Genomic DNA, 23,813 nt, shown 5'->3' with positions numbered 1-23,813 from the left:
GACCGTTGTGACTCCATTTTTATCTCGTCCATTGCTCTCGCTGCCATTGCTATTTGGGCATAATTAAATGGTGATTGAACCTAGCTCAGGCAGCTCACTGCGTTCGCCAATCTGTAATTGCGGCAATTTTTCACGCACATATAAAATGTCATGCACCGCTTGCGGGTTAATAAAGCGACCCTCGCCGGCATGCAATTCGATCCGGTAGCGGCAAAGATAATTGCTCCGCCCCTTCAGGTTCTGCACCCGCAGCGAGATGCCAAGCGCACGGGCGAGCAGAGGTAAATCTTTCTGAAAAAGTTGATCCTGTAACGTTTTGGTTGCGGTAGAGATGAGCGCCTTTTTACCGCTTAACAGGCAAGGTATGAGGTAAGCGAAGGTTTTGCCTGTGCCGGTTCCTGCTTCCGCGACCAAAATAGATTTTTCAATAATCGCTTTTGCAATTGCAAGAGCCAGCTGAATTTGTTCCTGCCTCGGTATAAATCCAGGAACTGCCGTTGTCAGCCGCCCTTGCTCCCCCAGCATGCGCTGGCACTTGCGTGCCAAATCGTCAAAACTTTCAGCTATTTCGTCCACTCTTTTTGCAAATATGGCAATTTATTTTCAACGCCTTCCCAGTCTTTCGCATCTGCGGGCGGTTCTTTTTTGGCTGTAATATTCGGCCAGGATTGGGCAAGCTCGGCATTCAGCTTTAGGAACCCTTTCTGATCGTCTGTCAAATCATCTTCCGAGACAATGGCTTCCACAGGGCACTCCGGCTCGCATAGGGCGCAGTCTATGCACTCATCAGGATGAATCACCAAAAAATTCGGCCCTTCATAAAAACAATCCACCGGGCAAACTTCCACACAATCAGTATATTTACATTTAATGCAGTTTTCAGTCACCACAAACGTCATAGCAACCCCTCGACAACATAAAAATTATCCTAATTAAAGCACAAATCTCTCAATCTTCGCCACAAGTAAATCTTAAGCTTCAACGCCTCAGGCTGCCCTTGTTTTGTTTGATTCATTTCGCTGCTGCCATAGGTAGCATCGGCGCAATTATGGGTTTCAAATGCAGGCGGGGGATGGTGCCCAGGGCCGGAGTCGAACCGGCACGGGATTTAACTCCCGAGGGATTTTAAGTCCCTTGCGTCTACCTGTTTCGCCACCTGGGCAATGACTTGTTAACTATAACTGATTTTTAGGCTTATTTGGAGGCTGAGGCCGGAATCGAACCGGCGTACACGGCTTTGCAGGCCGCTGCATAACCACTCTGCCACACAGCCAGTAAAAAAAAAGCGACCTAGCTGTCGCTTGCATTGGAGCGGGAAACGAGATTCGAACTCGCGACCCCAACCTTGGCAAGGTTGTGCTCTACCACTGAGCTATTCCCGCGTCTTTACGGCATTGGATTTTACCGGAAATAAACACCCTGTCAATAAAGAAACTAACTTTTTTTTATTAGCCGCGGCCAGGCGATTGCCAAATAAGCGACCATTGACCAAATCGTTAAGATTGCTGCCAGATAAAGAAGAATGAACCCAATGATGCCCCACAAAGACTGCTCAGGGTGAAATGCAAGCAGCAATACCAAAGCAAGCATTTGCAGCGTTGTTTTTAGTTTTCCGACGAAACTCACCGTAACGCTCGCTCTTCCGCCGATTTCTGCCATCCATTCCCTTAAAGCGGAAATGACGATTTCCCGGCCGACAATGATGATTGCGGGAATGGTAATGTAATTAATATCCTTGGCTCCTACCAGCAGCAAAAGGCTCGTGGCAACCAGAAGCTTATCCGCAACCGGATCAAGAAAGGCGCCAAAAGGCGACATCTGCTTTAATTTGCGGGCAAGATAACCATCCATCCAGTCAGTAAAACTGGCGGTTGCAAAAATGACAGCTGAAGCCGCATGCGCCCAGGAAAAAGGCAGATAAAATACGACAACAAATATCGGAATGAGCACAATGCGCATTAGGGTCAATAAATTGGGCCAACTGGTAAGTGTACTCACACCTTTAACCTCTTTAAACAAGCCAAACCAAACAAACAGCCGGGGCAGATTCCAGTGCCGCGCCCCCTTTAAGATGGACAGGCGGCATTAAACATGGTGTCTATTATTTTGTGCCTTTCCCGTGAATTTTGGGTCACTATCACATGGAAACAGTACTAGCTTAACAGGCTTTCATACCTGTAAAAAGTCAGCCAACTGCTCATAACTGTTAAAAACATGCAGGGCGCCCGCTTCGCGTAATTCCTTATTTTGATCTGATTGATCATAAAAATCTACTCCTACCGCATCGACGCCTGCTTTTTGAGCCATTTCCATATCACTCGCGGAATCACCGATCATAATGGTTTCACGGGGCATGACTCCCAGACAAGCCATGATTTCTTCAAGCATTTGCGGACAGGGTTTTGCCGGAGCTTGTCCTGCGCTTCGCGTTATGCTGAAAAACGATTGCAGCCCCGAGCCTTTCAAAGCCCTCTGCAGGGAGGAGTGCCCTTTGTTGGTGGCGATGGCTAAATCCATGCCCGCCTTTTTCATCCTGGCCAAAAGTTCGGCCGCGCCAGGCATCAGATACGCATCTGTTGTCCGCAAAGCAAGGGCCTTTTGGGTGGCTTCCAGCAAAAGCGCCTGCTTCTCCCTTGCGGCATCCGGAAAGAGTTTTTTAATTGCGACAACCAGTCCAAACTGCAGGCTTTGCCTTGCGGAGTATTCATCAATTGCACCCATATCCAACCTTTTTGCTTCTGTGGCCAAAATGATTAAAATCTGGCCAAGAGTGTCGGCAAGAGTTCCTTCCCAGTCAAAAACAGCCAATTGATATTTAGTCATGACCGCCTCCGCTTGAACGCAGTTGGGCTATCGCCGCATTAAACCGCTCGTCAAGTTCTGCCTGAAAATAATAGGACTTGCCTTGGAGCGTAAATTCAACCGCTCGCGCATGCAAATAGAGTCTTTTACCCATTGCGCCGAGCCCTGCTATTTTAGCGCCATCGCCATATTTTTCATCCCCAAGGATTGGGTGGCCAAGATAAGCGCTATGAACGCGGATCTGGTGCGTTCGGCCTGTACTTGGCCTCGCTTCTACCCAACAGGATGAAGAATAATTTTCCAATAATTTGAATTTTGTTTCAGAGCTTTTTCCTTGTTGATCAACTTTGACCACGCGTTCGCCGGACTGCAGGATATTTTTTTTGAGGGGGGCATCAACAACCAGGGAAGATTTCCCTTGCCATGGCTGGGCGAGCAGCGCCCAGTATGTTTTCTTAACGTCTCTTGATTCAAATAAAGCCTGCAGGGCACGCAACATGCTTCTTTTTTTAGCAAGCACCAGACAGCCTGAAGTTTCTTTATCCAATCGATGCACCAGCTCAAGGTAAGGCAAATCAGTGCGGATTTGACGCAAACATTCAATAACCCCCAGGCTGATTCCACTGCCGCCGTGGACAGCGATGCCACAAGGCTTGTTGATCGCCAGGAAATATTCATCCTCGTATATTATCGATGCCAATAATCGTTCTGCTGTTGCCCTCTTGGGGTTTACTTGCTTTTCTTCAGCGCAGCGGATAGGCGCAATCCTTACCATATCACCGGCAGACAGGCGTGTTGAAGGCCTGGCGCGTTTTTTATTGACGCGGACTTCCCCATTGCGAATCAACCTGTAAATGCGGCTTTTGGGAACCCCTTTTAAAATTTTAATCAAATAATTATCCAATCGCTGCCCTGCTTCTTCCATACTTATTTCTGTATAACGAACATCAGTCATTTGCGCCTGTCAACACTGTCTTGTTTCATTTGTGGGAATATTAACAAAAATCGAACACTTTTTGATGCCTTTCATGAAAATTAAAGCCGAATCTCACCTGACTTTCATGTCTGCGCTAAAACGAGTACGGTACGCCTGGTATATGGCCTTGCATGACGTCCAGAATTTTTTCACACAAAATCTCTGACTTTAAAGGGTTTCCTATTTCCTGTTTATAATTTTTTTGCTATGATTGCTAATGAGCAGAGTATTTATTCTGCGACAGAATTATAATGCAAAAATAATTATTTATTTATCGGCATGAAAATTCATGCCAGTGTATCAATAAAATGCGCTTCCCTTAAGTAAATAAACAGATAACAGGAAGCCCAGTACCAGAGCCAAATTGAATACATACTCATCAGATACCCACGGATGCCAGACATACTGCTTAAAACAGTATGCGCCTTTCAACATGACAAAGGAAACATGCGTGCGGTCTGTTATTCGGTGCCTGACTGCAAATTGTTTGATGGCGCGAACAAAAAGGAACTCGCGGCTAAAACGGCAATTATTTAAGACGAACAGCCTGCTAAATTTTATGAACCGTCCTGCTATTTTAGAACCCCTCGCTGTCCTTATGGCGGCCAAGCGATTTGTGGATAAGGCCTTTGAGACTGTAGATATGCTTATGGAATCTTGGGTTATTTAAAACGATCTTTTGTATGAGGAACCAGTTGATTTTTGTCAGCACAATCGCTATCCAGCAAATCAACGGATCCTGTAAAATACAGCAAGAGCCAAACAATTCCTGCTTCTGACCTTACTTAAGTTCAGCGCCCTGAAATCATGGGGTTAAAGATGGAAAAAATGCTGATCAATGCAACGCAGGAAGAAGAAGTACGCGTTGCCCTTGTCAAAGACAATATTTTGTTTGATCTTGATATTGAATGCCCTTTAGAAGTCAAAAAGAAAGGAAATATTTACAAGGCTATTGTCACCAGGCGGGAACCAAGCCTTGATGCGGTTTTTGTGGAATACGGGGCAAAACGCCAGGGGTTTTTGCCGCTAAAAGAAATCGCGCCGGAATATTTAAGTATTCATCCTGATAATTTCGGCGAGGAAAAACCTCCCATTACCACCTTAATCCGCGAAGGCCAGGAGCTTTTGGTGCAAGTGGATAAAGAAGAAAGAGGCACAAAAGGAGCTGCCCTGACCACATTTATTACCCTGGCTGGCTGCTATCTGGTGCTTATGCCAAACAGTCCCCGTTCCGGCGGCATCTCGCGGCGCATAGAAGGGGAAGAACGTGATGAGATGAAAGAAACCTTCAATTCCCTGCAGTTGAGTGAAGACATGGGTTTAATCATCCGCACGGCCGGAGTCGGCAAAAGCCAGGAAGAACTGCAGGCAGATCTCGATATGCTGTGCAATCAATGGCAAGCAATTAAACACGCCTATAATACCCAGCTTGCTCCCTGCCTGATTCATCAGGAAGGCGATGTCATCATCCGCTCTATTCGGGATAACCTGCGCAAATCCATAGGGGAAATCATTATTGATGATCAGATCTCCTATGTAAAGGCCAAGCAATACATAGAACAGGTTAAGCCTGACTTTCTGCCTAATCTGAAATTATATAAAAGCACCATTCCGCTGTTTAATTTCTATCAAATTGAAAGCCAGATTGAAACCGCCTACCAACGAGAAGTACTGCTGCCTTCAGGCGGCGCGCTGGTGATTGACCGTACTGAAGCCCTGGTTTCTATCGATATCAACTCGGCAAAAGCCACAAGCGGCTCGGACATAGAAACCACAGCATTAAATACCAATCTTGAGGCGGCAGATGAGATTGCGCGCCAATTAAGATTGCGGGATTTGGGCGGCCTGGTGGTCATCGATTTTATCGATATGAATTCCAGTAAAAACCAGCGCGAAGTCGAAAACCGGCTAAAGGATGCGCTGAAAGCCGATCGCGCCCGCATACAGGTTGGGCGGATTTCCCGCTTTGGCCTCCTTGAAATGTCCCGCCAGCGGCTCAGGCTGTCTTTGGGAGAAAGCGCGCAGGAAGTTTGCCCCCGTTGTGAAGGACGCGGAACCGTGCGTAATATTCAGTCTCATGGATTATCCATTATCCGGTTAATCGAAGAGGAAGCGTTGAAGGAAAAAACTGCTGAAGTCCATGTGCAGCTTCCCCCGGAAATGGCCACATTTATCATGAATGAAAAACGTGATTTCATCCTTGAAATTGAAAAAAGGCACAAGGTCAATATCCTGGTGATTGCCAACCCTTACCTGCAATCGCCCCACTACACCATCACCCGGGTAAAAGAAGACAATGTCGGAAAGCAAAAGAAGCCAAGTTACTCCCTGATCCAGCAGCCGGAGTTTGAAATACCGCGTGATGAAAAACTCAATGCCAAGCCTGATGAGCCTGTGGTTAAGCCGTATACCGGCCATGGAATCCACACTGCCAAACAAAAAGAATCAGGGTTCCTCCAGCGCTTATGGAATAATCTTTTTACTCGGGCTACCGGCAAAACGGATGAAGCAAGCGCGGCAATACCAAGCAAAACCCAAGAGGCTCCGGTGAAAAAGCAAAAAACCGCTCCTGCTGAACAGCAATTCCAGGGTAAACGCAACGGGGCTCAAAATGGGGGCAAGCGGCGTTCAGGCGGACATTTACAAAAAAGAAACCCTGCAAACCGACGTAAACGGGGGCATCAGCCCGGTAGCAGCCAAGTCGTTTCTATCAATACGGAACTTTCAAAAAAAAAAGCGCCATCTAGCCGGGAACAACCCAAAGAATAAAGTTTGTTCCTAAAGGCTTTGGACAGTCAGGAGCTGGGGCGAATTGGCAACAGCCCCTGATTTTTTGTGGCGATTTTGAGATGGTTAAGTTCCTTTTGCAGCCGAAAATACTGACTGCCCACAAACCCCAGGCCATCTTTGGTTTACGGCTATGAACGAGTTTTCAGACCGGTTGCAATCGGAGTTACGCCGATATTGGGATTAATGCCGCAATCATCAAGCAATTTCAGCAGGTTATTGCCTTTTCGAGTCAGGCGCTCAACGCAATATACCTCAAGGTAACTTTCCAATATATAGTAATATTCCGGCAATGTGAGGATGGTGAGTATTTTTTCTGCCCGCTCAACATCATGATTTTTGCTGTGATCCAGGCTTTGAAACAGCACAGCGGCGAGCATTGAAGCATAGCTGGCCTTGCGTTTTGCATTGACCAGATAAAACCTCTGTATACATTCGTCAAGAGCCCTGTCCTTATCCCATTCCACCCAAAAATTATAGATATCAAGCCCCTCCTCAACATGAATGGACTCATTGGGTTCCATTTGCTGTAAAACATAAGCTGCCGGGATGATAGCTTGCATATTTGCCCAGGAACAATTCCCTGTTATTTGAGAAGTCATTGGGACTTGCCCGAGAGGCATCAAGCCCAGATGCTGATTGACGGCTTTATGGAAATACTGCCTTCCCTGTTTTTTGTATAAAAACTCGCGTAAAAACTTCACATTGAACGCTTCCGGGCGAGTCATCCGGTAAATATTGATACTGCCTTCTTTTAAGCTATTTTCGCCGCGGTCGATTTTTGCCCACCATTGCCGGTAACGGACAAAACCAATCGCATGACCGCGGCTGGCAGCGGGAAGAACAAGCATTGGCTCCTTCATCAGGCGGCCAAGATGCGCGGTATCCGCATCGCTTAAATAAGGCAGATGCTGGAGGTTCAGAAGCTCCCCTGCCACCCCAAAGGCATCCATAATGGCATACAAATAAGGAAAATGCTGCCGCAGATGTTTGGTGGAAAAACTGCTGGTAAACCGCCTTAGGGAATCCTTAATCATGGCCACGGTAAATTCGAGTATAAATCCCTCATAATCCAGCTCAATAAATTCATCTTCAGCATTGACGATATCCACATCCCCTGACAGCTCAAAACGATGGCCTAATAGTTTGGCGTTGATAAAGTCCAGCGCAAAATCCAGCCTTGCGCCATATTGATACAGCAAGTGTTTTAAATCATCATGCCTGCGCAAAACAGGATATACCAAAACAGATAACCCCGAACGCGTATAAGCATTCGGATTCGCCCCATGTTCAAGGAGAAGCCTGGCCATGGCCAGATCATGGTTATCAACTGCCCAGTGTAAGGCCGTGCGCCCAGTGACATCGGGCTTATTGACATCAACTCCTCTTTTTAAGAGCAGCTCGGCAATATGGGGCTGGCGGGTGATGGCAGTTTCAATCAACGGTGTAAAGCCGTATTCATCAATATCGTCCAGAGATTCGCCGGCTCTTAGGTAATGATCAAAATCAGGAATACGGCAACTGATAATATCATTGGCAATGGTCATTATGGACCTTCTGGTTTAGGAGCAGTGGTAAATTTTGGCATGTGGCCAAGACGAAGCTGCTTTTCCATTTCCTGCTCACGGCGCTGGTTATCATATTCGCGGCGCGCTTCAGAATTTAAAGGCGGTTCAGGATTAAGATTGGGGTCAATGCCATCAAATCGCTGACTGTCAAGCCAGGGATTTTGCAGAATGTTATTTTGCAACTCTCCCTCAGGCGCTATATCGTTTCGCTCTTCAAGAGAATGGTCTCTGGCGTGCACGCGGGCAAGCTTACGATGGCCCTGCTGTTCCAAGAGGCGCCTTTTACGTTCCATCGAACGCGTTTCTTCAGGCAGAAACGAGCTTTCCCTGTTCTGCCTGGTTTCAGGAGTTGGCATATCGATATGAATTTTTACCCGGTTATTCATATCTTCTATTATAAATCATAAATAGTCCTGCTGCAGAATTTCAGCAATTTGCACAGCATTGGTAGCCGCTCCCTTGCGGATATTATCGGCAACAACCCAAAGATTAAGCCCCAGAGGATGGGAAATATCCTGACGGATGCGGCCTACATACACATCATCGTGTCCAGAGGCCTGCATAATGGGGGTTGGGTAAAGCAATTGCTCGGGAGAATCAACCACTTTCACTCCCGGCGCCTCGGATAACAAAGCCCGTGCACGATTGACATCAAGTGGTGTTTTCAGTTCAAGATGAATTGCTTCTGAATGGCCATACAGCACGGGCACCCTGACGGCTGTAGGATTAACAAGAATGTGCTCGTCTTCGAGTATTTTTCGCGTTTCCCAGACCATTTTCATTTCTTCGCGGGTATACCCATTTTCCTGGAATTCATCGATGTGAGGCAGTACATTAAAGGCAATTTGCTGAGGATAGACAGAAGGCTCAATCGGCCTGCCATTCAACAGCTCGCCCAATTGGGAAATTAATTCCTCAATTGCCTTTTTGCCTGTTCCGGAAACGGCCTGATAGGTTGCAACATTGATGCGCGCAATACCTGCAGCGTCATAAAGAGGCTTTAAGGCAACCACCATTTGAATGGTTGAGCAGTTTGGGTTGGCAATAATGCCGCGGTTTCGATAATCCGCAATACGCCTGGCATTCACTTCAGGGACCACAAGCGGAATATCGTTGTCATAGCGGAAACAAGAAGTGTTATCGATCACAACACATCCGGCCTCAGCGGCAATGGGCGCGAATTCTTTGGAAACAGCGCTTCCTGCGGAAAAAAGGGCAATATCCGCATCAGCAAAATCAAATTGAGCCACATCTCCCACATCATACTGCCGGCCGCAAAATTCGACCAATTTCCCGACCGACCGTGCGCTTGCCAGGGGATATAATTCGGCGACGGGGAATTGGCGCTCTTCCAGCACAGACAGCATAGTTTGCCCAACAGCGCCTGTTACACCGACAATAGCTACATTTAACTTTCTACTCATGAATAACCCCTTTCGGCGATTGCTTAAAAAAGTTTTATAAATTCTGCGCCTTATGTTGTAAGTAATGATCCATTAATACCAGCGCCATCATGGCCTCCGCAATTGGTACAGCACGTATTCCAACGCAAGGATCATGCCGGCCTTTGGTCACGATTTCAACTTCATCTCCTTCAGTATTCAGTGTTCTTCCTGGTTTGACAATACTTGAAGTCGGCTTCAGAGCAATACTCAACTCAATATCCTGGCCTGTGGAAATGCCGCCAAGAATGCCGCCTGCATGATTGCTGAGAAAACCATGCTTTGCCATCTCATCCCGATGCTCGCTGCCTTTTTGGGTGACTGCCTGAAAACCTGCGCCAATTTCAACCCCTTTCACTGCATTGATTGACATCATGGCATGTGCCAAGGCGGCATCAAGCTTATCAAATACTGGCTCCCCTATCCCAGGGAGGACATTCCGCGCGCATACGCCAACACGCGCACCAATGGAATCCCCCTCCCGGCGTAATTGTTCAATCATCCTGGCCAAATCGGCCACTTGATGATGATTCGGGCAAAAAAAAGGGTTTTGTGAAATTTCTGCCTCGCTCTCAAAATCAAGAACAAGCGCCCCCATTTGCTGTAAAAATCCGAAAATTTGAATATTTAACTCGCGTTGTAAATAAAGGCGGGCAATGCCTCCTGCCGCAACCCTTGCTGCCGTTTCCCGCGCGGAGGAGCGCCCGCCGCCGCGGTAATCACGGATGCCGTATTTTTTTTGATAGGTGTAATCTGCATGTCCCGGGCGAAATACATTTTTTATTGGCTCATAATCACTGGAACGCTTATCTTCATTATGAATAAGCAACGCGATAGGCGTGCCTGTTGTTTTTCCCGAGAATACCCCGGAAAGAATATGAACCTTATCGGCTTCGCGCCTTTGCGTGGTATATTTCGACTGGCCCGGTTTCCTCTTATCCAAAAACGGCTGGATATCTTCCTCTTCTAAAGGAAATCCAGGCGGGCATCCATCGACTATGCAGCCAATTGCGGGGCCATGGCTCTCGCCAAAAGTTGTGACAGTAAATAATTTTCCAAATGTATTTCCGCTCATGTCAGCCCTAATGTTTTTATGAAAAATAGGCTTTAAGCTCATCATGGGTTAACAAGAACACACCCGCTCCGCCATGTTCGAATTCCAACCAGGTAAACGGCACGTCGGGATAGGCTTCAACAAGCGCCTCTTCACTGTTACCCACTTCAACCACCAATATTCCTTCTGCACTGAGATAATCTTGAGCCTCGCGAAGGATTTTTTCAACGATGGCAAGGCCGTTTTGTTCTGCTTCAAGCGCGAGCTTTGGTTCATGATGATACTCTTTAGGCAGAGTCTTTATTTCCTCACGGCTCACATAGGGCGGATTGCTCACGATAATGTCATAGCGGGTTTTCGGTATGGAGTCAAAACAATCCGAATGGAAAAGACGAAGATTGTCTTCCAGCCCATGATTTTTTCGATTGATTTCCGCGACTGCCAATGCGTCCCTGGAGATATCGGCAGCATCAACCTCCGCATCAGGAAATGCGTGACAACAGGCTATGGCAAGACAGCCGCTTCCGGTACAGAGATCGAGTATGCGCTTGACCCGGGACTCCGCAATCCAGGGCGTAAATTGCTGATTGATTAATTCGCCAATGGGGGAGCGGGGGATTAATACGCGTTCATCAACATAAAAACTTAAGCCGAAGAAGTACGCTTTTTGGGTTAAATACGGCGTGGGTTTATGATGTTCAATTCTTTGCCGCAATTGTTCGCAGAGATATTGTTTTTCTTCTTTTGTAAGCCTTGCATGCAGGAGCTCAGGATTGACATCGAGCGGAAGCGATAAGCTCCCCAATATCAAAGCCAGCATGTCATCCCAGGCATTATCTGTACCATGCCCGTAATAAAGGTTTTTAGTATTGGCGCAAGATAAGCCATAACGCAGGTAATCAAGAATCGATTGAAATTGGTCAATCGTATGGTTATATGGTTCTGCCATTTAAATTCCAGAAAAGAAAAAACTGCCATTTTACCCTAATTCAGGGTAGGCGTGTAAGAATATGGATAAGCAGTGGGCAAATAAAACCAACTAAACCTTTGCCATGCCGATTTGGATATCCCCGTCACTGGCTTCGTTCCTGACTTTTTCAACAAACATCCGGATTAATTCGCCGCAGGGTGCTTTTTGCTCCCCATGGTTGGCATCAAAAGTCACGCAGTCATCAAGATGCTTCTCTAATTTTCCAAAATAAACCGCATGGCTGATTTTTTTATCCGGCAGCGTGTCAGGTTTTGACTGGTGCGTATTTAACGTCTGATTTGTGGGGTAGGAAATAATAAAGTGTTCACTGTCTTTAAGCATTGTTTCAAGTTTTTCTTTTGAAAACTCCCTGACCGGCATTTTTACATGTTCGTGCGGAACTTGCTGTTTGTTAAAGGCATGATGAATGGTATCCTCATCCCCTTGCAATTCAGCGTCCAGTTCTTCATTTTCCTCATCAATGGATGCCTGGAGAAATTTCCTGTCATCGCCGAGATACTGGCCGGTGTCTTCTCCCTGGAGTCGAAGCTTCGCATAAACATTGGTCATGGACTGGCACATACCAACGGGATCACCGTTTTCGTTTACATAGCGATCATATCGCTTTAATGTCTCTTCCTGATTTTTAAAAGGATGGGGTTCTTCTTTGGGAGCATTTGTCTTGGGTTCCTTTGAGCTACTGAATGAATTCAGCAAAGCATTTAGCCAGCGCATAATACACTCCATTTTTGGGAATAAATTTCTTTGACTTCTTTAACGGACAATGAATCGCCTGATCAAATCTTAAAGAACTACATTTTAAATCATAAATAATAATATATCAACATAATGGTTTAAATTTAATCAGCTTATTCACAAGAAGCCGGGGCAGGAAGTTGGAATTTGATTAGACAGTCGGTTTAATGACAAAGGCTTCAACATGTTGCCAGGGCAGATCTTCCCTTACCAGCTCAGTCACTTTTGCAAGCTTGGGCCCTCTTTTAAGCCAGGAGTAGAAATCCTCGAGATTTTTTTTATCGCCAAAGGCCAGCACTTCCATCCGGCCATCGCTGCGGTTGCGAACCCAACCTGTTATGCCCAGTTTTTCTGCTTCGGATTTGGCCGAGTCACGAAACCAGACACCCTGGACTTTACCGGACACAAAACAGTGCATACAGAGTTTATCCGCCATGAGGTCCCTTTTTTATGCCTAATAACCGGCAGTCCAGCTGTCTTTGCCGTTTTGTACAACGGCAAAGACCCTCGGTTGAATATGCAAACCTTACATCTTCAAGGATTTGGGTAAATCCGGAATTTCAAATTTTGCGGCGTCATGTTCGCCAGGCGTTAATGTATGCCCTTGCTCAAACTCCTTGCCATCGCTGTGATACAGTTTACCGTCGCCTTTTGAGTACGCCATAACTTTGTTGGTTTTGCCGTCAACAATAATGAACGGTTCTTGCACGTTCTTTGCCTGTTCCAGAAAGAAACTGGATGCTTCCTTTAAGGACGGGAAAGTGAATGTTGTTTCATTGCCTTGAGTTACAGGCTCTTTATACCATGTTTCATTCTTGTATTTATCGTTGTACGCCTGAATGATTGGATCAATGTCGCCATCGCTTATCACCTGCACTTTCTTTACCCTTAAATCCTCATCCAGCTTTTTCTGCATCTCTTCGCTGGAAAGATTTTCATAACCAGGATGTTTTTGATAAAAATTCTGCAATTTTATAAGCTCTTGCTGCGATAAGGTTTCTTCTTCCTGCTTTTTCTTCAGCGCAATCAAGCGTTTAATTTCTTGCTCAGTTTGTTCTTGCTTCTCTTTCATTACTCATCCCCTTAACTGGATCAATCGCCAATATCTAAACATAATTTTACAAATAGTATATTAAGAAAATATTAATCCCCTAGAAAAAAAACAAGTTCATTGCTATTTTTTTCTTATCATCCACTTTTTTGATTGCCATGATTAAGGAAAATCTGACCCTATTCGGTCCACGCCGATTTCTTACTGAAAAGGATGTTTACCAATTTTTTATCAACTACCTTGTAGAGGCCACGGAAAGTCAGATAGGCTATTTGCATCGATATTCAGAAAAAACTCAGCAAATCGAATTGAATGTCTGGTCTGATGAAGTTTACAAGCATTGTAATACCATTCATGAAGGTCATTATTTTTTAGAAAACGCGGGAGTTTGGGCCGACTGTATCCGGTCGCGAAAAACCGTAGTCCATAATGATTATGATAAATTATACGGCAGCGATAATCTTCCAGAAGGCCATTACCCTATATTCCGCCACATGAGCACCTGTATTATGGAGAATAATGAAATCTGCGGCCTCGTTGGAGTGGGTAACGCGTTAAACCCTTATGGCAAAAAGGAAGTTAAGCAGTTTGAAGAGATGGTGAGAGCGCTCTGGCCGCAAGTAAAGGAAAAAATCCGCGAAACCAATGAAGGGATTGATTTAAATCTTAGATATGAAGGCTCCAATTCCCGGGAAGAAATATTATTACACATCCTAAGCGCAGTAAGCCGCGCGATTGAGACCCGTGACGAGCTGACTTCCTTTCATCAAGCCAATACAGCCCACATCGCCTGCTTGATTGGCAAGGAAATGAATTTGCCTGAAGAACAGCTATTTGGATTAAGGCTTGGAGCGCTGCTGCACGATATTGGCAAACTGACCGTTCCAACCCAGCTCTTGACTAAAACGGGGCAATTAAGCCAGGTAGAATACGAGCTATTAAAAACCCACGCAGAAAACGGCAGCAAATTTTTTTCTAATTTGCGCATACCCTGGCCTGTAGATGAAATTATTCTCCAGCATCATGAGCGGATTGACGGCTCTGGCTATCCGATGGGATTAATTGGAGACTTGATCCGCATTGAAGCAAGAATCATTGCTGTTGCAGATTCATTCGATACCATGAGCTCAGACAGGCTGTACCGCCAGAGTTTAGGAAGAGATAAGGCAATTTTGGAACTCAAAAAATACAGCGGAATCAAATATGACAGCGATGTTGTGAATGTTTTTGTTGATCTTTTTGCAAAGGATCCAAGCTTTGGCGGCAGGTACAAAAAAAGATAACTCTGGCGTCATTTTTGCGGCCCGGATGAATGCGTCATGACTTCACGGGCAATGCGCAGTCATGACAATGATTACCTGTAAAACGGTTGAACAAGGCATTCATTCGGTACTTTAGAGCGAACCCTCTTGCTGAATGCCGCCTACAACCCATTCATTTCGGCCGCTGAATTTACGAAAATGCCAGATTTCGCTGAAGTATGAACGATCGCCGTTCTCTGTCATCATTCCTGAAAAACGTACGCTTGCGATATATCCACCCGCCTCTTTAGAGATATCCAGCAGTTCCGTATCTAATTGGGAAACTTCGGTAATATTGGCAGAGTCCCCCCTGTCATCCATCTGCATTTTTATTTCAGCGAAGACTTCAGGCGCTGTGAATGTCCGCAAATCATGAAGATTTTTTTGATCATAGGCCGCCTGCAAGCGGAGAAATTTGACCTTGGCTTCCCGTAAGAAAGCTTCTGCCTCAAACTCTTCAGGAGAAGAGGAATAGCCTGCTGGTTCATAAGCGCCATGGGTATATGGGGCATCACGCGAAGAAGCTGCGGACGCATAACCTGGCTGCAGCTTTCTGCGAAACAGCATCAAAGCGAACAAGATTAATGAACCAAGAATCAGCCATGAGATGATTCCTGTCGCCAAACCATGCCCCATAAACAAGCTTGCCAATAGCCCTCCTATCAGCAAGCCGCCCAAAACTCCGCCCCATTTGCCAAGACGGCTTTGCTGGTTTGCATGCTTATGCTGTTGATTCTTTGGAGCAGGTTTTGTATAGGAATGGTGCGAGCGTTGCACACCAAAACTTCGGCCGCCTCCAAAGCGCTTGGCAGCGGCATCGCTTATCAACAGGCCGTAGCCAAGCAAGACGATTAATACACAGGAAAAAAGTTTTTTCATGATGACACCTTATGTCTGAAATATAAAGAAAACCAAAAAATCAGGCGTTTTCTCAGTTGCTGCCATTGCCCTTTGGAACGGGTTGTCCAATAAGCGATCCTGCCTTCAGTTTATCTAAACAACAGTCAACAATTGAGAATCCCTCAAAGTCAAGAACGCTACTGGAAGATGATATCCTCCCCAATTTAATGAAAGCAAGCGGCAGTGCCGTCTGTTTAGCTTATCACTCTTGATTCGCAACAGCTTGCGTTATTTTTGTTAAAAAAAAGCAATGAATTGTCAATATTTGTAAATTTTTTGAAAAGTTAATTCGTAAAAAGCACAATTTAATCTTTTCTTAATTATTTCCTCTTAAGATGGAGTTATCAAAACCATCGGAGAAATGCCGTGAAAGAGAAATATGTAAAACTGAAAGAAAAAACCAATCCCGATTTACGCAACCAATTGGACAAACTTTATCAGGTGGTATATCAGGCTTTGGACGCTTCCGTTCATCATCAGTATGATTATAAATTGCCCGAGCGCAAAATTTTATCACAAAATACGCCTCCTCATGTGCAGGCTGTCAATCAAATGCTTGATCGAAAAGAAGTTGAATTAAGCTATGAATCAAGACGGTTGATTGAGTTGCAGCACAGGATAGTCGAAAAAACCACCTGCAGGCAGACCAAAGTGTATCGCGACGCAATTTTCGAGGCAAAAATTGCCGATTCCTTCAAACGCCAGGATGAAAAAACGCTTCAACAATACAGCAAGCTTCCATTAACCGAGGAGAATATTGCCAAATGTAAAGAACAAAGGGGGTTTGACCTGGTCGGCCACCGTGCCCATATGCTCTTTGGCATGTTTAAGCAAGCGGCAAATCCCTATGATGCCATTGATGATACCCTGGGCCAGGGAGCCAGATATGATTATAAAGAAATGGACTTTGAAAAAAAATTTAAATTTTAATCCGATACAGGAGCAATTCATCGCTCCTGTTTTTTTTAACTGTTTTTGCCCGCTTAAGATCTTTTCAGGCTTATAATTACACTATTGCAATCGGTATTAGTATGACATGTCAGACAATTTCATTTCTGAAAAAGACAAAGCGCTTTTTCGTCAAGCAGTCGGGGATGTAAAACCTTTAAAAAAATCTCCCGGAAAAATACAAAAGCCTAAGCCCCCAAAAACTTCCCTAACAGTCAAATCCAAACCAGCCTTACCCGCAGAAGAATGCTGTTTTTCGGTAACAACTTCTGATCCGGTCAAGGCGGAGGAAGAATTATCCTTTGGAAAGAGCAATATTTCGGCAAAGCAATTCAAACAGTTAAAAAATGGCGAAATTTCATTCCAGGCTAAACTTGATTTGCATGGCATGCGCTCTGATTCCGTCGGGGGATTATTGAATCGATTTATATCCCAAGAGCTTCTTAAGGAACACCGCTCTATACTCATTATTCATGGAAAAGGCGGCCGCTTTGGCGAGCCGCCGGTTATAAAAAATATGGTCTACCAATGCCTGAAGCAAATGCCTGAAGTGCTTGCCTTTCACAGCGCGCGACCTAAAGACGGCGGCAACGGCGCATTATATGTGCTGCTAAAGCGCATACATAAGCTAAAATAATATTGAATAAAGGTTTTACCATTGAATTTATTGTTACAAACCTTTACTATTCGTACTAAATTTTTATTCTGTACACCATGAGTAAGCAAGCTATTATTATTGGGATTTCCGGCCCTTCTGCTTCCGGAAAGAGTTTACTGGCCAATACTATTGTTAATGAGCTGGGTTCTGATCAGGTTGTTGTTATCTCCGAAGATTCTTATTATAAGGACAACAGCCATCTTCCTTTTACAGAGCGCGAAAAAATAAATTATGATCACCCTGATTCCTTTGATCATGCCCTCCTTTGCGAGCACCTGCGCCGATTACAGCAAGGCGAGTCGGTGGAAATCCCAATCTATTCGCACTCCAAGCATATCCGCCTGCCAGAAACCCGATTCGTTGGACGCCATACCATTATCGTGCTGGAAGGCATTTTGCTCTTCAGCGATAAGGCATTGCGTGAACTGATGGATATTCGCATTTTTATGTCCGCGCCTCTTGATGTGTGCTTAAGCCGCCGGCTGAAGCGTGATGTTGTGGAACGCCAGCGTTCTTTTGAATCCGTATTGCATCAATATGAAACCACGGTACGTCCCATGTATCTGCAATTTATTGAACCCTCGAGCCGCTACGCTGACCTGATTGTGCCGAGAGGCGGAGAGAACCGTATAGCTATCGATATGATTCAAGCCAAAATGCGTGAGCTTCTGGCGATGAACAATTCCTGATTCACCATATTTTTTGATATAGGAGATAAATATGGGATTTTTAAGCGGTAAAAAAGCGTTAATCGTGGGTTTAGCCAGCAATCGCTCAATTGCCTATGGCATTGCCCAGGCGTTTCACCAGCAGGGAGCCGAGCTCGCGTTTACCTATCAGAATGAAAAATTGCAAGAACGCGTACAAAATATGGCGGCTGAATTCAATTCTACCCTGACCTATCCCTGCGATGTTGCAAGTGATGAAGACATTCAAGCTGTGTTTTCCGAACTACAAAAAGAATGGAAGCAATTGGATATTTTAGTCCACTCCGTCGCTTATGCGCCTGCCGATCAAATCAGCGGCGATTTTATAGAGCACGCCAACCGCGAGGGATTCCGCATCGCCCACGACATCAGCGCCTACAGTTTGGTGGGGCTGGCCAAGGCCGCTTTACCTATGATGCAAGATACGCAGGGTTCCATATTGACTCTGAGCTATTATGGCGCCGAAAAAGCTGTACCTAATTACAATGTCATGGGTATTGCCAAGGCAAGCCTCGAAGCAGCGGTTCGTTATCTTGCATCCAGCCTGGGTCCCAGAGGAATTCGCGTTAATGCCATATCTGCAGGCCCGATTAAGACTTTGGCCGCATCAGGCATTAAGGATTTTCGAAAAATCCAAAGCGCCTATGGCGAGATCACTCCTTTAAGGCGCAACATTACCAAGGAAGAAGTCGGCAATGCCGCAGCATTTTTGTGCTCTGATCTTGCTTCAGGGATCACCGGTGAAGTGGTGCATGTCGATGCCGGCTACCATGCTGTATCCATGGTTGGGGCTACAGAATAAAACAGCCTTTATTAGAGGCGCGTAATAAGGAATGAGAAATAAAAAACCCGGATGACGACTGCGTCTAATCCGGGCTACGGTATGGCAATATGATTACATCATATAATAAGGCTAAAATCGTCTTCTTGCTGACTTTGTTGAGACTTATAGCTGCCTGCCACCAAATCCATGATCCCTGCAGCCAGCGCGGAAGCGGCATGGGCAATACCTGTGAAGAAAAATAAGGCAGCAGTAACGCCTAGGCCTGCGACAGCAATAGGAAGCGTAACAGGAGCCAGAGCCACAGCAGCAAGCAGCCCGATTGCGCTACCTGCAACTGTATACCGACCTGCAGATCTGTCTTCCTTCACTGTTATTCCTTTATTGTCTATTTTATAGCCTATTCCTAGTCCAAGCAGGGCAGGCAATATAGGCGTTGCAGCAGAAATAATGCCTATGTCTTTATAGGTCTTATAACCTTTATTAAAAAAAGTGCTGACATTTTGTTGATGAGTCATGTTTATTCTCCAGTTCAATCGGATATTATAATACAACAAAATTAAATAAAAGTATATAATTTAATCAAAATGATTCATTTATTGATCGGTCGTTGGTTACCTTATGCGGACAATAAGCCGTACGTTGCTGAAATACCTGCGGGAATCATAAACGAAAACCCCGGATTATGACCGCGCCTAATCTGGGTTGCATGACTAACTGGGAGAGTGGTTGATTTTTGCATCGCGCATTAATTGATTCACATATAAATCGTAAGCCATCACACCATAACTCGCTTCCAATTGCTGCGTAATGTTTGCTATCTGCTCGTTGTCGAGCTTAGCCGGGTCACCATCGTTCATTTTTTTCAGCTCTACAACAGCATAGTCGCCATTTTCAAGCCGGCCGCCCTTGCTTGCTCCCGGATTCGGCAAGGCGAATGCCAATTGATTAATCAATGCTGGCGCTTCATCGCTTTCACGGCCTGCAGAAGCAACCTCTTGCGTCTTGAGGTTATACTTTTCGATTATATTTTGCCGTTTGGCTTCATTTGCCTGCAACAGTTCCTGCCCGATTTGCAGGGCCTTACGCTCTGCTTTCTGTTTTGCGAGTAGGTCTGCAATTTTCGAGCTCACTTCCGCAAGAGGCAACTGTGACGCAGGAATGTGTTTTTGTACACGCAGGACGACCACAGAGTCATCGTCTACCTGAATCGGCTCGCTGTTATTGCCAAGCTCAAGGACATCATGACTGAATGCCGCGCGGATAAATTTTTGGTTGTCAGCCAATGGCGGCTGGCCACCCTGACGGGAAAAAGGCTTTGTGCTCTCAACTTTTAAATCAAGCGCACGGGCAACCGGTTCAAGAGAATCTGGGCTTTGATAACTCAGATCTGACAGATCTTCCATCAATTGGGCATATTTGGCTTGCGCCAACTCACTTTGCAGCTGCCCGCGGATATCTTCTTTAACCTGGGAAAACGGCTTAGTCTCAGCAGGTTTATACGCTATCAATTTAAAAATCTGATAGCCATGCCTGGTTTTAATCGGAGGAGATATCTGGCCTGGTTGCGTAAGATTAATCAAAGCCTTATCCATGTCTGACTGCCCGGCAACGATCCAGGGCAGTATGCCATTTTGAAGAGCGGATAGCTTATCGTCAGAGTACTGCTTAGCCATGGTTTCAAACTGATTGGGATCTGCCTGTAATTCCCCATATGCTTTTTCTGCCCTTATTTGTATCTGCTCAATCTCTTCCCTTGAAGCGCCGCTTGGTATTGCAAATAAGATATGAGCAACCTTCCACTTGGCAGGCAGCAAATAATTGCTTCTGTTTTCTTCATAGTAAGATTGAATTTGTTCTTCTGATAAACTGATCTTCTTTTTAATGTCAGCCATCGACAAGCGCACATAATCAACCACCACTTGCTCAGGTGAAACAAATTCTTTCTGATGTTGCTGATAATACTCTGAGATTTCCCTATCGGCGATTTTCACCCCGCTTGCAAAGTTTGCCGCTGGAATTAGCCAATACACATAATCTCTTGTTTGCATGTACAATTTTATAAAACGCTCTACCTCGCTTGGCAAGGCAAAAGCTGTGCCGATAAACGCAAAGCGCTGCTGATTGAGCACCATCCCTTGCCGTACTTCTTTTTGAAAAGTTTCAGGTGTAAATAACGCGCCGCTTAATGCTTGCTGATAACGCGCGGATGAAAAATGGCCGTCCTCCTGGAACTGAGGGATATTTAAAATTGCTGCATTAGCCTGCTCTCCGCTAACATGAAATCCATATTTCTTCGCTGCTTGCAGGCTGACAAGGTTAATAATCATCTCATTCATAACCTGCCTTTTAAAACGCTGTTCCTGACTGGGATTGATTTGGGAGGCGTCGCGGAATTGCCGGGTGCGCTGATACACCAGTTCAAACTCTCGTTTGCTGATGGCTTCACCATTCACTTCAGCCAGAATCTCTGCGTCGTGGCGGCTTTGGATGTAATAATCAACGCCGAAGAAGGCGAATGTCACCGCAATGAGAATCACGATAACCCAGGCAACAATCCCCTGGATGCGTTCATTTAATTTTTGCAGCATGTAAGACGATCCATTAAATTTTGTATTTGCAAGAAGATAGCAAACTTATACGGTAACGGAAACAGTTCATTCATCAAATTGCCTTGCAATTTCCCAGCATCTTGTTTGTTTTTGTTACTTATCCAGGCACAGTAAAACTATATCGGTATCAAAAGGAATAGGAGCATAAAAAAAACGCGCCTTTCGGCGCGTTATGCTGGCGGAGTGGACGGGACTCGAACCCGCGACCCCCGGCGTGACAGGCCGGTATTCTAACCAGCTGAACTACCACTCCAAGTCTTGGTGGGTGCTGCAGGGATCGAACCTGCGACCCTCGCCTTGTAAGGGCGATGCTCTCCCAGCTGAGCTAAGCACCCGATCAATTACGCTTGCTGTACAGCTTCTTTCAAAGTTTTACCCGCTTTGAATTTGGCAACTCTTGATGCTTTAATTTTTATAGCCTGACCTGTTTGTGGATTACGTCCAGTTCGTTCAGAACGGTTACCAGTTGAAAAAGACCCGAATCCTGGCAAAACGATTTGATCGCCCTTCTTCAGCGCCTCCGTTACAGTTTGCATAAAAGTATCAAGAACTTTACTTGCTACTGCCTTGGTTACGCCGGAGTTATTAGCGATAGCTTCAACCAATTCACTTTTATTCATCTTTTCCCCTTTGCTATTATTCATCCTTTATCGGAGTTGATTACATCAGATTGATTTACTCCAGTCAAGCTATTACATCCTTGCTAACCCGCCACTGGCGGGCAACGGAGTGAAATATACTCTTTATTCACGCACATGTAAATCCTTATTTTCAATTTTTTTTGCAGAAGGTTCAATAATTGTTGGGTGTGCACGATTCTCATGACTTAAAGGACTTTTTGTAAGGGCAATCTGCAGTACTTGCTCAATTGTTTTGACAGGATGGATGATTAATTTTTTTAACACGTTTTCCGGGATTTCGGCCAAATCCTTCTTGTTGTCCTCAGGGATAATGACATGCTTAATTCCTCCACGGTGTGCCGCCAGAAGTTTTTCTTTCAAGCCGCCAATAGGCAGCACTTGCCCTCTCAGGGTTATTTCGCCTGTCATAGCCACATCAGCACGAACCGGGATATGGGTAATGACCGAAACCAGAGCTGTACACATACCTATGCCGGCGCTTGGGCCGTCTTTGGGTGTAGCGCCTTCCGGAACGTGTATATGAAAATCATTTTTCTCAAAAAAGTCTTTTGGCAAATCAAACAAATCCGCGCGGCTTCGAACCACAGTCATGGCGGCATGAATTGATTCCTGCATGACTTCTCCCAGCTGCCCGGTATGAATTACCTTGCCTTTACCCGGCATCATGGATGATTCAATAGTCAGCAACTCGCCGCCTACGCTCGTCCAGGCAAGCCCGGTCACCTGTCCAATCTGGTCATGCTCTTCAGCCAGGCCATAGCGGAATTTTTTCACCCCCAGATATTTTTCAATATTGTTTTTACCCACAGTGACTTTTTTTACTTTCTTATGGGTCAAAATATCCTTGACCACCTTGCGGCAAATGCTTGCAATCTCACGTTCAAGATTTCGCACGCCGGCTTCGCGAGTGTAATGCCTGATGATCTCCTGAATTGCGCCTTCTGTAATGAGAATCTCACTTGGTTTTAAGCCGTTAAGCGCCATCTCTTTGGGGATGAGATAATTCTTGGCAATGTTAATTTTTTCATCATCGGTATAGCCTGGCAGGCGAATCACTTCCATTCTATCCAGTAATGGAGCAGGAATTTCGAGTGAGTTTGCCGTGGCAATAAACATCACATCGCTTAAGTCATAATTGACCTCAAGGTAATGATCGCTGAATGTATGATTTTGCTCGGGATCAAGCACCTCAAGCAATGCGGAAGCTGGGTCGCCACGAAAATCCATAGCCATTTTATCCACCTCATCCAGCATAATCAGCGGGTTCTTAACCCCTGCCTTGCATAGCTTTTGAATGATTTTGCCCGGCATTGAACCGATGTAAGTTCGACGGTGCCCGCGAATTTCGGCTTCATCACGCACGCCTCCCAGGGCAATGCGAATAAAGGTTCTCCCGGTAGCATTTGCAATGGATTGACCCAAGGAAGTTTTGCCGACGCCTGGAGGACCGACAAGGCAAAGAATGGGGCCTTTCAGGCGTTTTACTCTTTGCTGAACTGCAAGATATTCAATAATCCGCTCTTTTACCTTCTCCAGTCCATAATGATCCTTATCCAGTAATTTTTCAGCCTTGTTCAAATCAAACTGAATACGGTTTCTTTTTTTCCAGGGAACGCTTAGCATCCAGTCAAGGTAGTTTCTGATGACTGTTGCTTCAGCAGACATGGGCGACATCATTTTAAGCTTATTCAGTTCAGACATGGCTTTGTCTCTTGCTTCTTTCGGCATGCCTGCTTTTTTGATGGCTGCTTCCAGCTGCTCAATTTCGCTGCCTTCTTCGCCTATCTCGCCCAGTTCCTTTTGGATGGCTTTCATTTGCTCATTCAAATAATACTCACGCTGGCTTTTTTCCATTTGAC

Annotated in this window: 23 protein-coding genes, 5 tRNA genes and 1 pseudogene; 6 read left to right on the top strand and 23 right to left on the bottom strand. The window is 45.4% G+C overall.

Annotated elements, in window-relative coordinates; translation table 11 throughout:
• Positions 1-63 precede the first annotated feature (63 nt).
• The 8 genes from Llon_RS02715 to Llon_RS02680 form a co-directional block, all read right to left on the bottom strand.
• The gene (locus Llon_RS02715) at positions 64-576 is read right to left on the bottom strand and encodes a DEAD/DEAH box helicase (RefSeq protein WP_058528526.1); all 513 of its coding nucleotides are present in this window, start codon (positions 574-576) and stop codon (positions 64-66) included.
• On the bottom strand, positions 564-899 hold the full coding sequence (fdxA, locus tag Llon_RS02710; RefSeq protein WP_058528525.1) for a ferredoxin FdxA: 336 nt from the start codon (positions 897-899) through the stop codon (positions 564-566). The genes Llon_RS02715 and fdxA overlap by 13 nt, the downstream gene beginning before the upstream one ends.
• Before the next feature lie 174 nt (positions 900-1,073).
• Positions 1,074-1,162: transfer RNA gene (locus tag Llon_RS02705), tRNA-Leu, on the bottom strand.
• 37 nt (positions 1,163-1,199) lie between these two features.
• Positions 1,200-1,273, bottom strand: a tRNA-Cys gene (locus Llon_RS02700).
• 34 nt (positions 1,274-1,307) lie between these two features.
• A tRNA-Gly gene (locus Llon_RS02695) sits at positions 1,308-1,382 on the bottom strand.
• Between the two features lie 52 nt (positions 1,383-1,434).
• The gene (gene pgsA, locus Llon_RS02690) at positions 1,435-1,998 is read right to left on the bottom strand and encodes a CDP-diacylglycerol--glycerol-3-phosphate 3-phosphatidyltransferase (RefSeq protein ID WP_058528539.1); all 564 of its coding nucleotides are present in this window, start codon (positions 1,996-1,998) and stop codon (positions 1,435-1,437) included.
• A 171-nt stretch (positions 1,999-2,169) separates the two neighbouring features.
• Positions 2,170-2,823, bottom strand: coding sequence for an HAD-IA family hydrolase (locus Llon_RS02685; RefSeq protein ID WP_058528524.1), 654 nt, complete (start codon positions 2,821-2,823; stop codon positions 2,170-2,172).
• On the bottom strand, positions 2,816-3,757 hold the full coding sequence (locus tag Llon_RS02680) for an RluA family pseudouridine synthase (RefSeq protein ID WP_058528523.1): 942 nt from the start codon (positions 3,755-3,757) through the stop codon (positions 2,816-2,818). The genes Llon_RS02685 and Llon_RS02680 overlap by 8 nt, the downstream gene beginning before the upstream one ends.
• A gap of 840 nt (positions 3,758-4,597) precedes the next feature.
• Here Llon_RS02680 and Llon_RS02670 point away from each other — a divergent pair.
• Positions 4,598-6,547 (top strand): Rne/Rng family ribonuclease, encoded by a 1,950-nt coding sequence (locus tag Llon_RS02670; RefSeq protein WP_058528521.1) that lies wholly within the window; start codon positions 4,598-4,600, stop codon positions 6,545-6,547.
• Between the two features lie 149 nt (positions 6,548-6,696).
• Here the strand turns inward: Llon_RS02670 and ankH are convergent, their stop codons facing one another.
• The 8 genes and pseudogenes from ankH to Llon_RS02630 all read right to left on the bottom strand — a co-directional run bounded on the left by ankH (position 6,697) and on the right by Llon_RS02630 (position 13,427).
• Positions 6,697-8,112 carry a Dot/Icm T4SS effector AnkH/LegA3 gene (ankH, locus tag Llon_RS02665; RefSeq protein ID WP_058528520.1) on the bottom strand — a complete coding sequence of 472 codons (1,416 nt, stop codon included), beginning with the start codon at positions 8,110-8,112 and terminating at the stop codon, positions 6,697-6,699.
• Positions 8,112-8,498 (bottom strand): annotated as a pseudogene (locus Llon_RS02660) (Smr/MutS family protein); the annotation flags it as partial. The gene ankH and the pseudogene Llon_RS02660, both read right to left, overlap by 1 nt.
• A 36-nt stretch (positions 8,499-8,534) precedes the next feature.
• Positions 8,535-9,557: an aspartate-semialdehyde dehydrogenase gene (locus Llon_RS02655; RefSeq protein ID WP_058528519.1), complete on the bottom strand. Its 1,023-nt coding sequence runs from the start codon at positions 9,555-9,557 to the stop codon at positions 8,535-8,537.
• A gap of 34 nt (positions 9,558-9,591) precedes the next feature.
• The gene (gene aroC, locus Llon_RS02650) at positions 9,592-10,650 is read right to left on the bottom strand and encodes a chorismate synthase (RefSeq protein WP_058528538.1); all 1,059 of its coding nucleotides are present in this window, start codon (positions 10,648-10,650) and stop codon (positions 9,592-9,594) included.
• 16 nt (positions 10,651-10,666) lie between these two features.
• On the bottom strand, positions 10,667-11,578 hold the full coding sequence (gene prmB / locus Llon_RS02645) for a 50S ribosomal protein L3 N(5)-glutamine methyltransferase (protein WP_058528518.1): 912 nt from the start codon (positions 11,576-11,578) through the stop codon (positions 10,667-10,669).
• A 90-nt stretch (positions 11,579-11,668) separates the two neighbouring features.
• The gene (locus Llon_RS02640) at positions 11,669-12,334 is read right to left on the bottom strand and encodes a hypothetical protein (RefSeq protein WP_058528517.1); all 666 of its coding nucleotides are present in this window, start codon (positions 12,332-12,334) and stop codon (positions 11,669-11,671) included.
• A 172-nt stretch (positions 12,335-12,506) separates the two neighbouring features.
• Positions 12,507-12,791: an acylphosphatase gene (locus Llon_RS02635; protein ID WP_058528516.1), complete on the bottom strand. Its 285-nt coding sequence runs from the start codon at positions 12,789-12,791 to the stop codon at positions 12,507-12,509.
• Between the two features lie 90 nt (positions 12,792-12,881).
• The gene (locus Llon_RS02630) at positions 12,882-13,427 is read right to left on the bottom strand and encodes a hypothetical protein (RefSeq protein ID WP_058528515.1); all 546 of its coding nucleotides are present in this window, start codon (positions 13,425-13,427) and stop codon (positions 12,882-12,884) included.
• A gap of 137 nt (positions 13,428-13,564) precedes the next feature.
• Between Llon_RS02630 and Llon_RS02625 the strand changes: the two genes are divergently transcribed.
• Positions 13,565-14,689, top strand: coding sequence for an HD domain-containing phosphohydrolase (locus Llon_RS02625; protein ID WP_058528514.1), 1,125 nt, complete (start codon positions 13,565-13,567; stop codon positions 14,687-14,689).
• Between the two features lie 111 nt (positions 14,690-14,800).
• Here Llon_RS02625 and Llon_RS02620 read toward each other — a convergent pair whose 3' ends face one another.
• On the bottom strand, positions 14,801-15,586 hold the full coding sequence (locus Llon_RS02620) for a Tim44 domain-containing protein (RefSeq protein ID WP_058528513.1): 786 nt from the start codon (positions 15,584-15,586) through the stop codon (positions 14,801-14,803).
• 387 nt (positions 15,587-15,973) lie between these two features.
• On the opposite strand from Llon_RS02620, the gene Llon_RS02615 reads away from it, so the two are divergent.
• From Llon_RS02615 to Llon_RS02600, 4 genes are all read left to right on the top strand, one after another.
• On the top strand, positions 15,974-16,537 hold the full coding sequence (locus tag Llon_RS02615; protein WP_058528512.1) for a hypothetical protein: 564 nt from the start codon (positions 15,974-15,976) through the stop codon (positions 16,535-16,537).
• A gap of 106 nt (positions 16,538-16,643) precedes the next feature.
• Entirely contained in the window at positions 16,644-17,192 is a 549-nt protein-coding gene (locus Llon_RS02610) for a Smr/MutS family protein (protein ID WP_058528511.1), read from the top strand.
• A 77-nt stretch (positions 17,193-17,269) separates the two neighbouring features.
• On the top strand, positions 17,270-17,902 hold the full coding sequence (udk, locus tag Llon_RS02605; protein WP_058528510.1) for a uridine kinase: 633 nt from the start codon (positions 17,270-17,272) through the stop codon (positions 17,900-17,902).
• Between the two features lie 31 nt (positions 17,903-17,933).
• Positions 17,934-18,722 (top strand): enoyl-ACP reductase FabI, encoded by a 789-nt coding sequence (locus Llon_RS02600; protein WP_058528509.1) that lies wholly within the window; start codon positions 17,934-17,936, stop codon positions 18,720-18,722.
• 98 nt (positions 18,723-18,820) lie between these two features.
• Here Llon_RS02600 and Llon_RS02595 read toward each other — a convergent pair whose 3' ends face one another.
• From Llon_RS02595 to lon, 6 genes are all read right to left on the bottom strand, one after another.
• Positions 18,821-19,219: a hypothetical protein gene (locus Llon_RS02595; RefSeq protein ID WP_058528508.1), complete on the bottom strand. Its 399-nt coding sequence runs from the start codon at positions 19,217-19,219 to the stop codon at positions 18,821-18,823.
• 195 nt (positions 19,220-19,414) lie between these two features.
• On the bottom strand, positions 19,415-21,292 hold the full coding sequence (locus Llon_RS02590) for a SurA N-terminal domain-containing protein (RefSeq protein ID WP_058528507.1): 1,878 nt from the start codon (positions 21,290-21,292) through the stop codon (positions 19,415-19,417).
• Between the two features lie 197 nt (positions 21,293-21,489).
• Positions 21,490-21,566: transfer RNA gene (locus tag Llon_RS02585), tRNA-Asp, on the bottom strand.
• A gap of 6 nt (positions 21,567-21,572) precedes the next feature.
• Positions 21,573-21,648: transfer RNA gene (locus tag Llon_RS02580), tRNA-Val, on the bottom strand.
• A gap of 6 nt (positions 21,649-21,654) precedes the next feature.
• A complete protein-coding gene (locus tag Llon_RS02575) occupies positions 21,655-21,933 on the bottom strand; it encodes an HU family DNA-binding protein (RefSeq protein ID WP_058528537.1) in 279 nt (92 codons plus the stop codon).
• 123 nt (positions 21,934-22,056) lie between these two features.
• Positions 22,057-23,813, bottom strand: a 1,757-nt coding sequence (lon, locus tag Llon_RS02570; protein WP_237758238.1) for an endopeptidase La, incomplete at its 5' end; no start/stop codon positions are given.

The sequence above is a fragment of the Legionella londiniensis genome (assembly GCF_001467825.1).
GTDB lineage: Bacteria > Pseudomonadota > Gammaproteobacteria > Legionellales > Legionellaceae > Legionella_A > Legionella_A londiniensis.
This window is presented reverse-complemented; position numbering and strand designations above follow the sequence as displayed.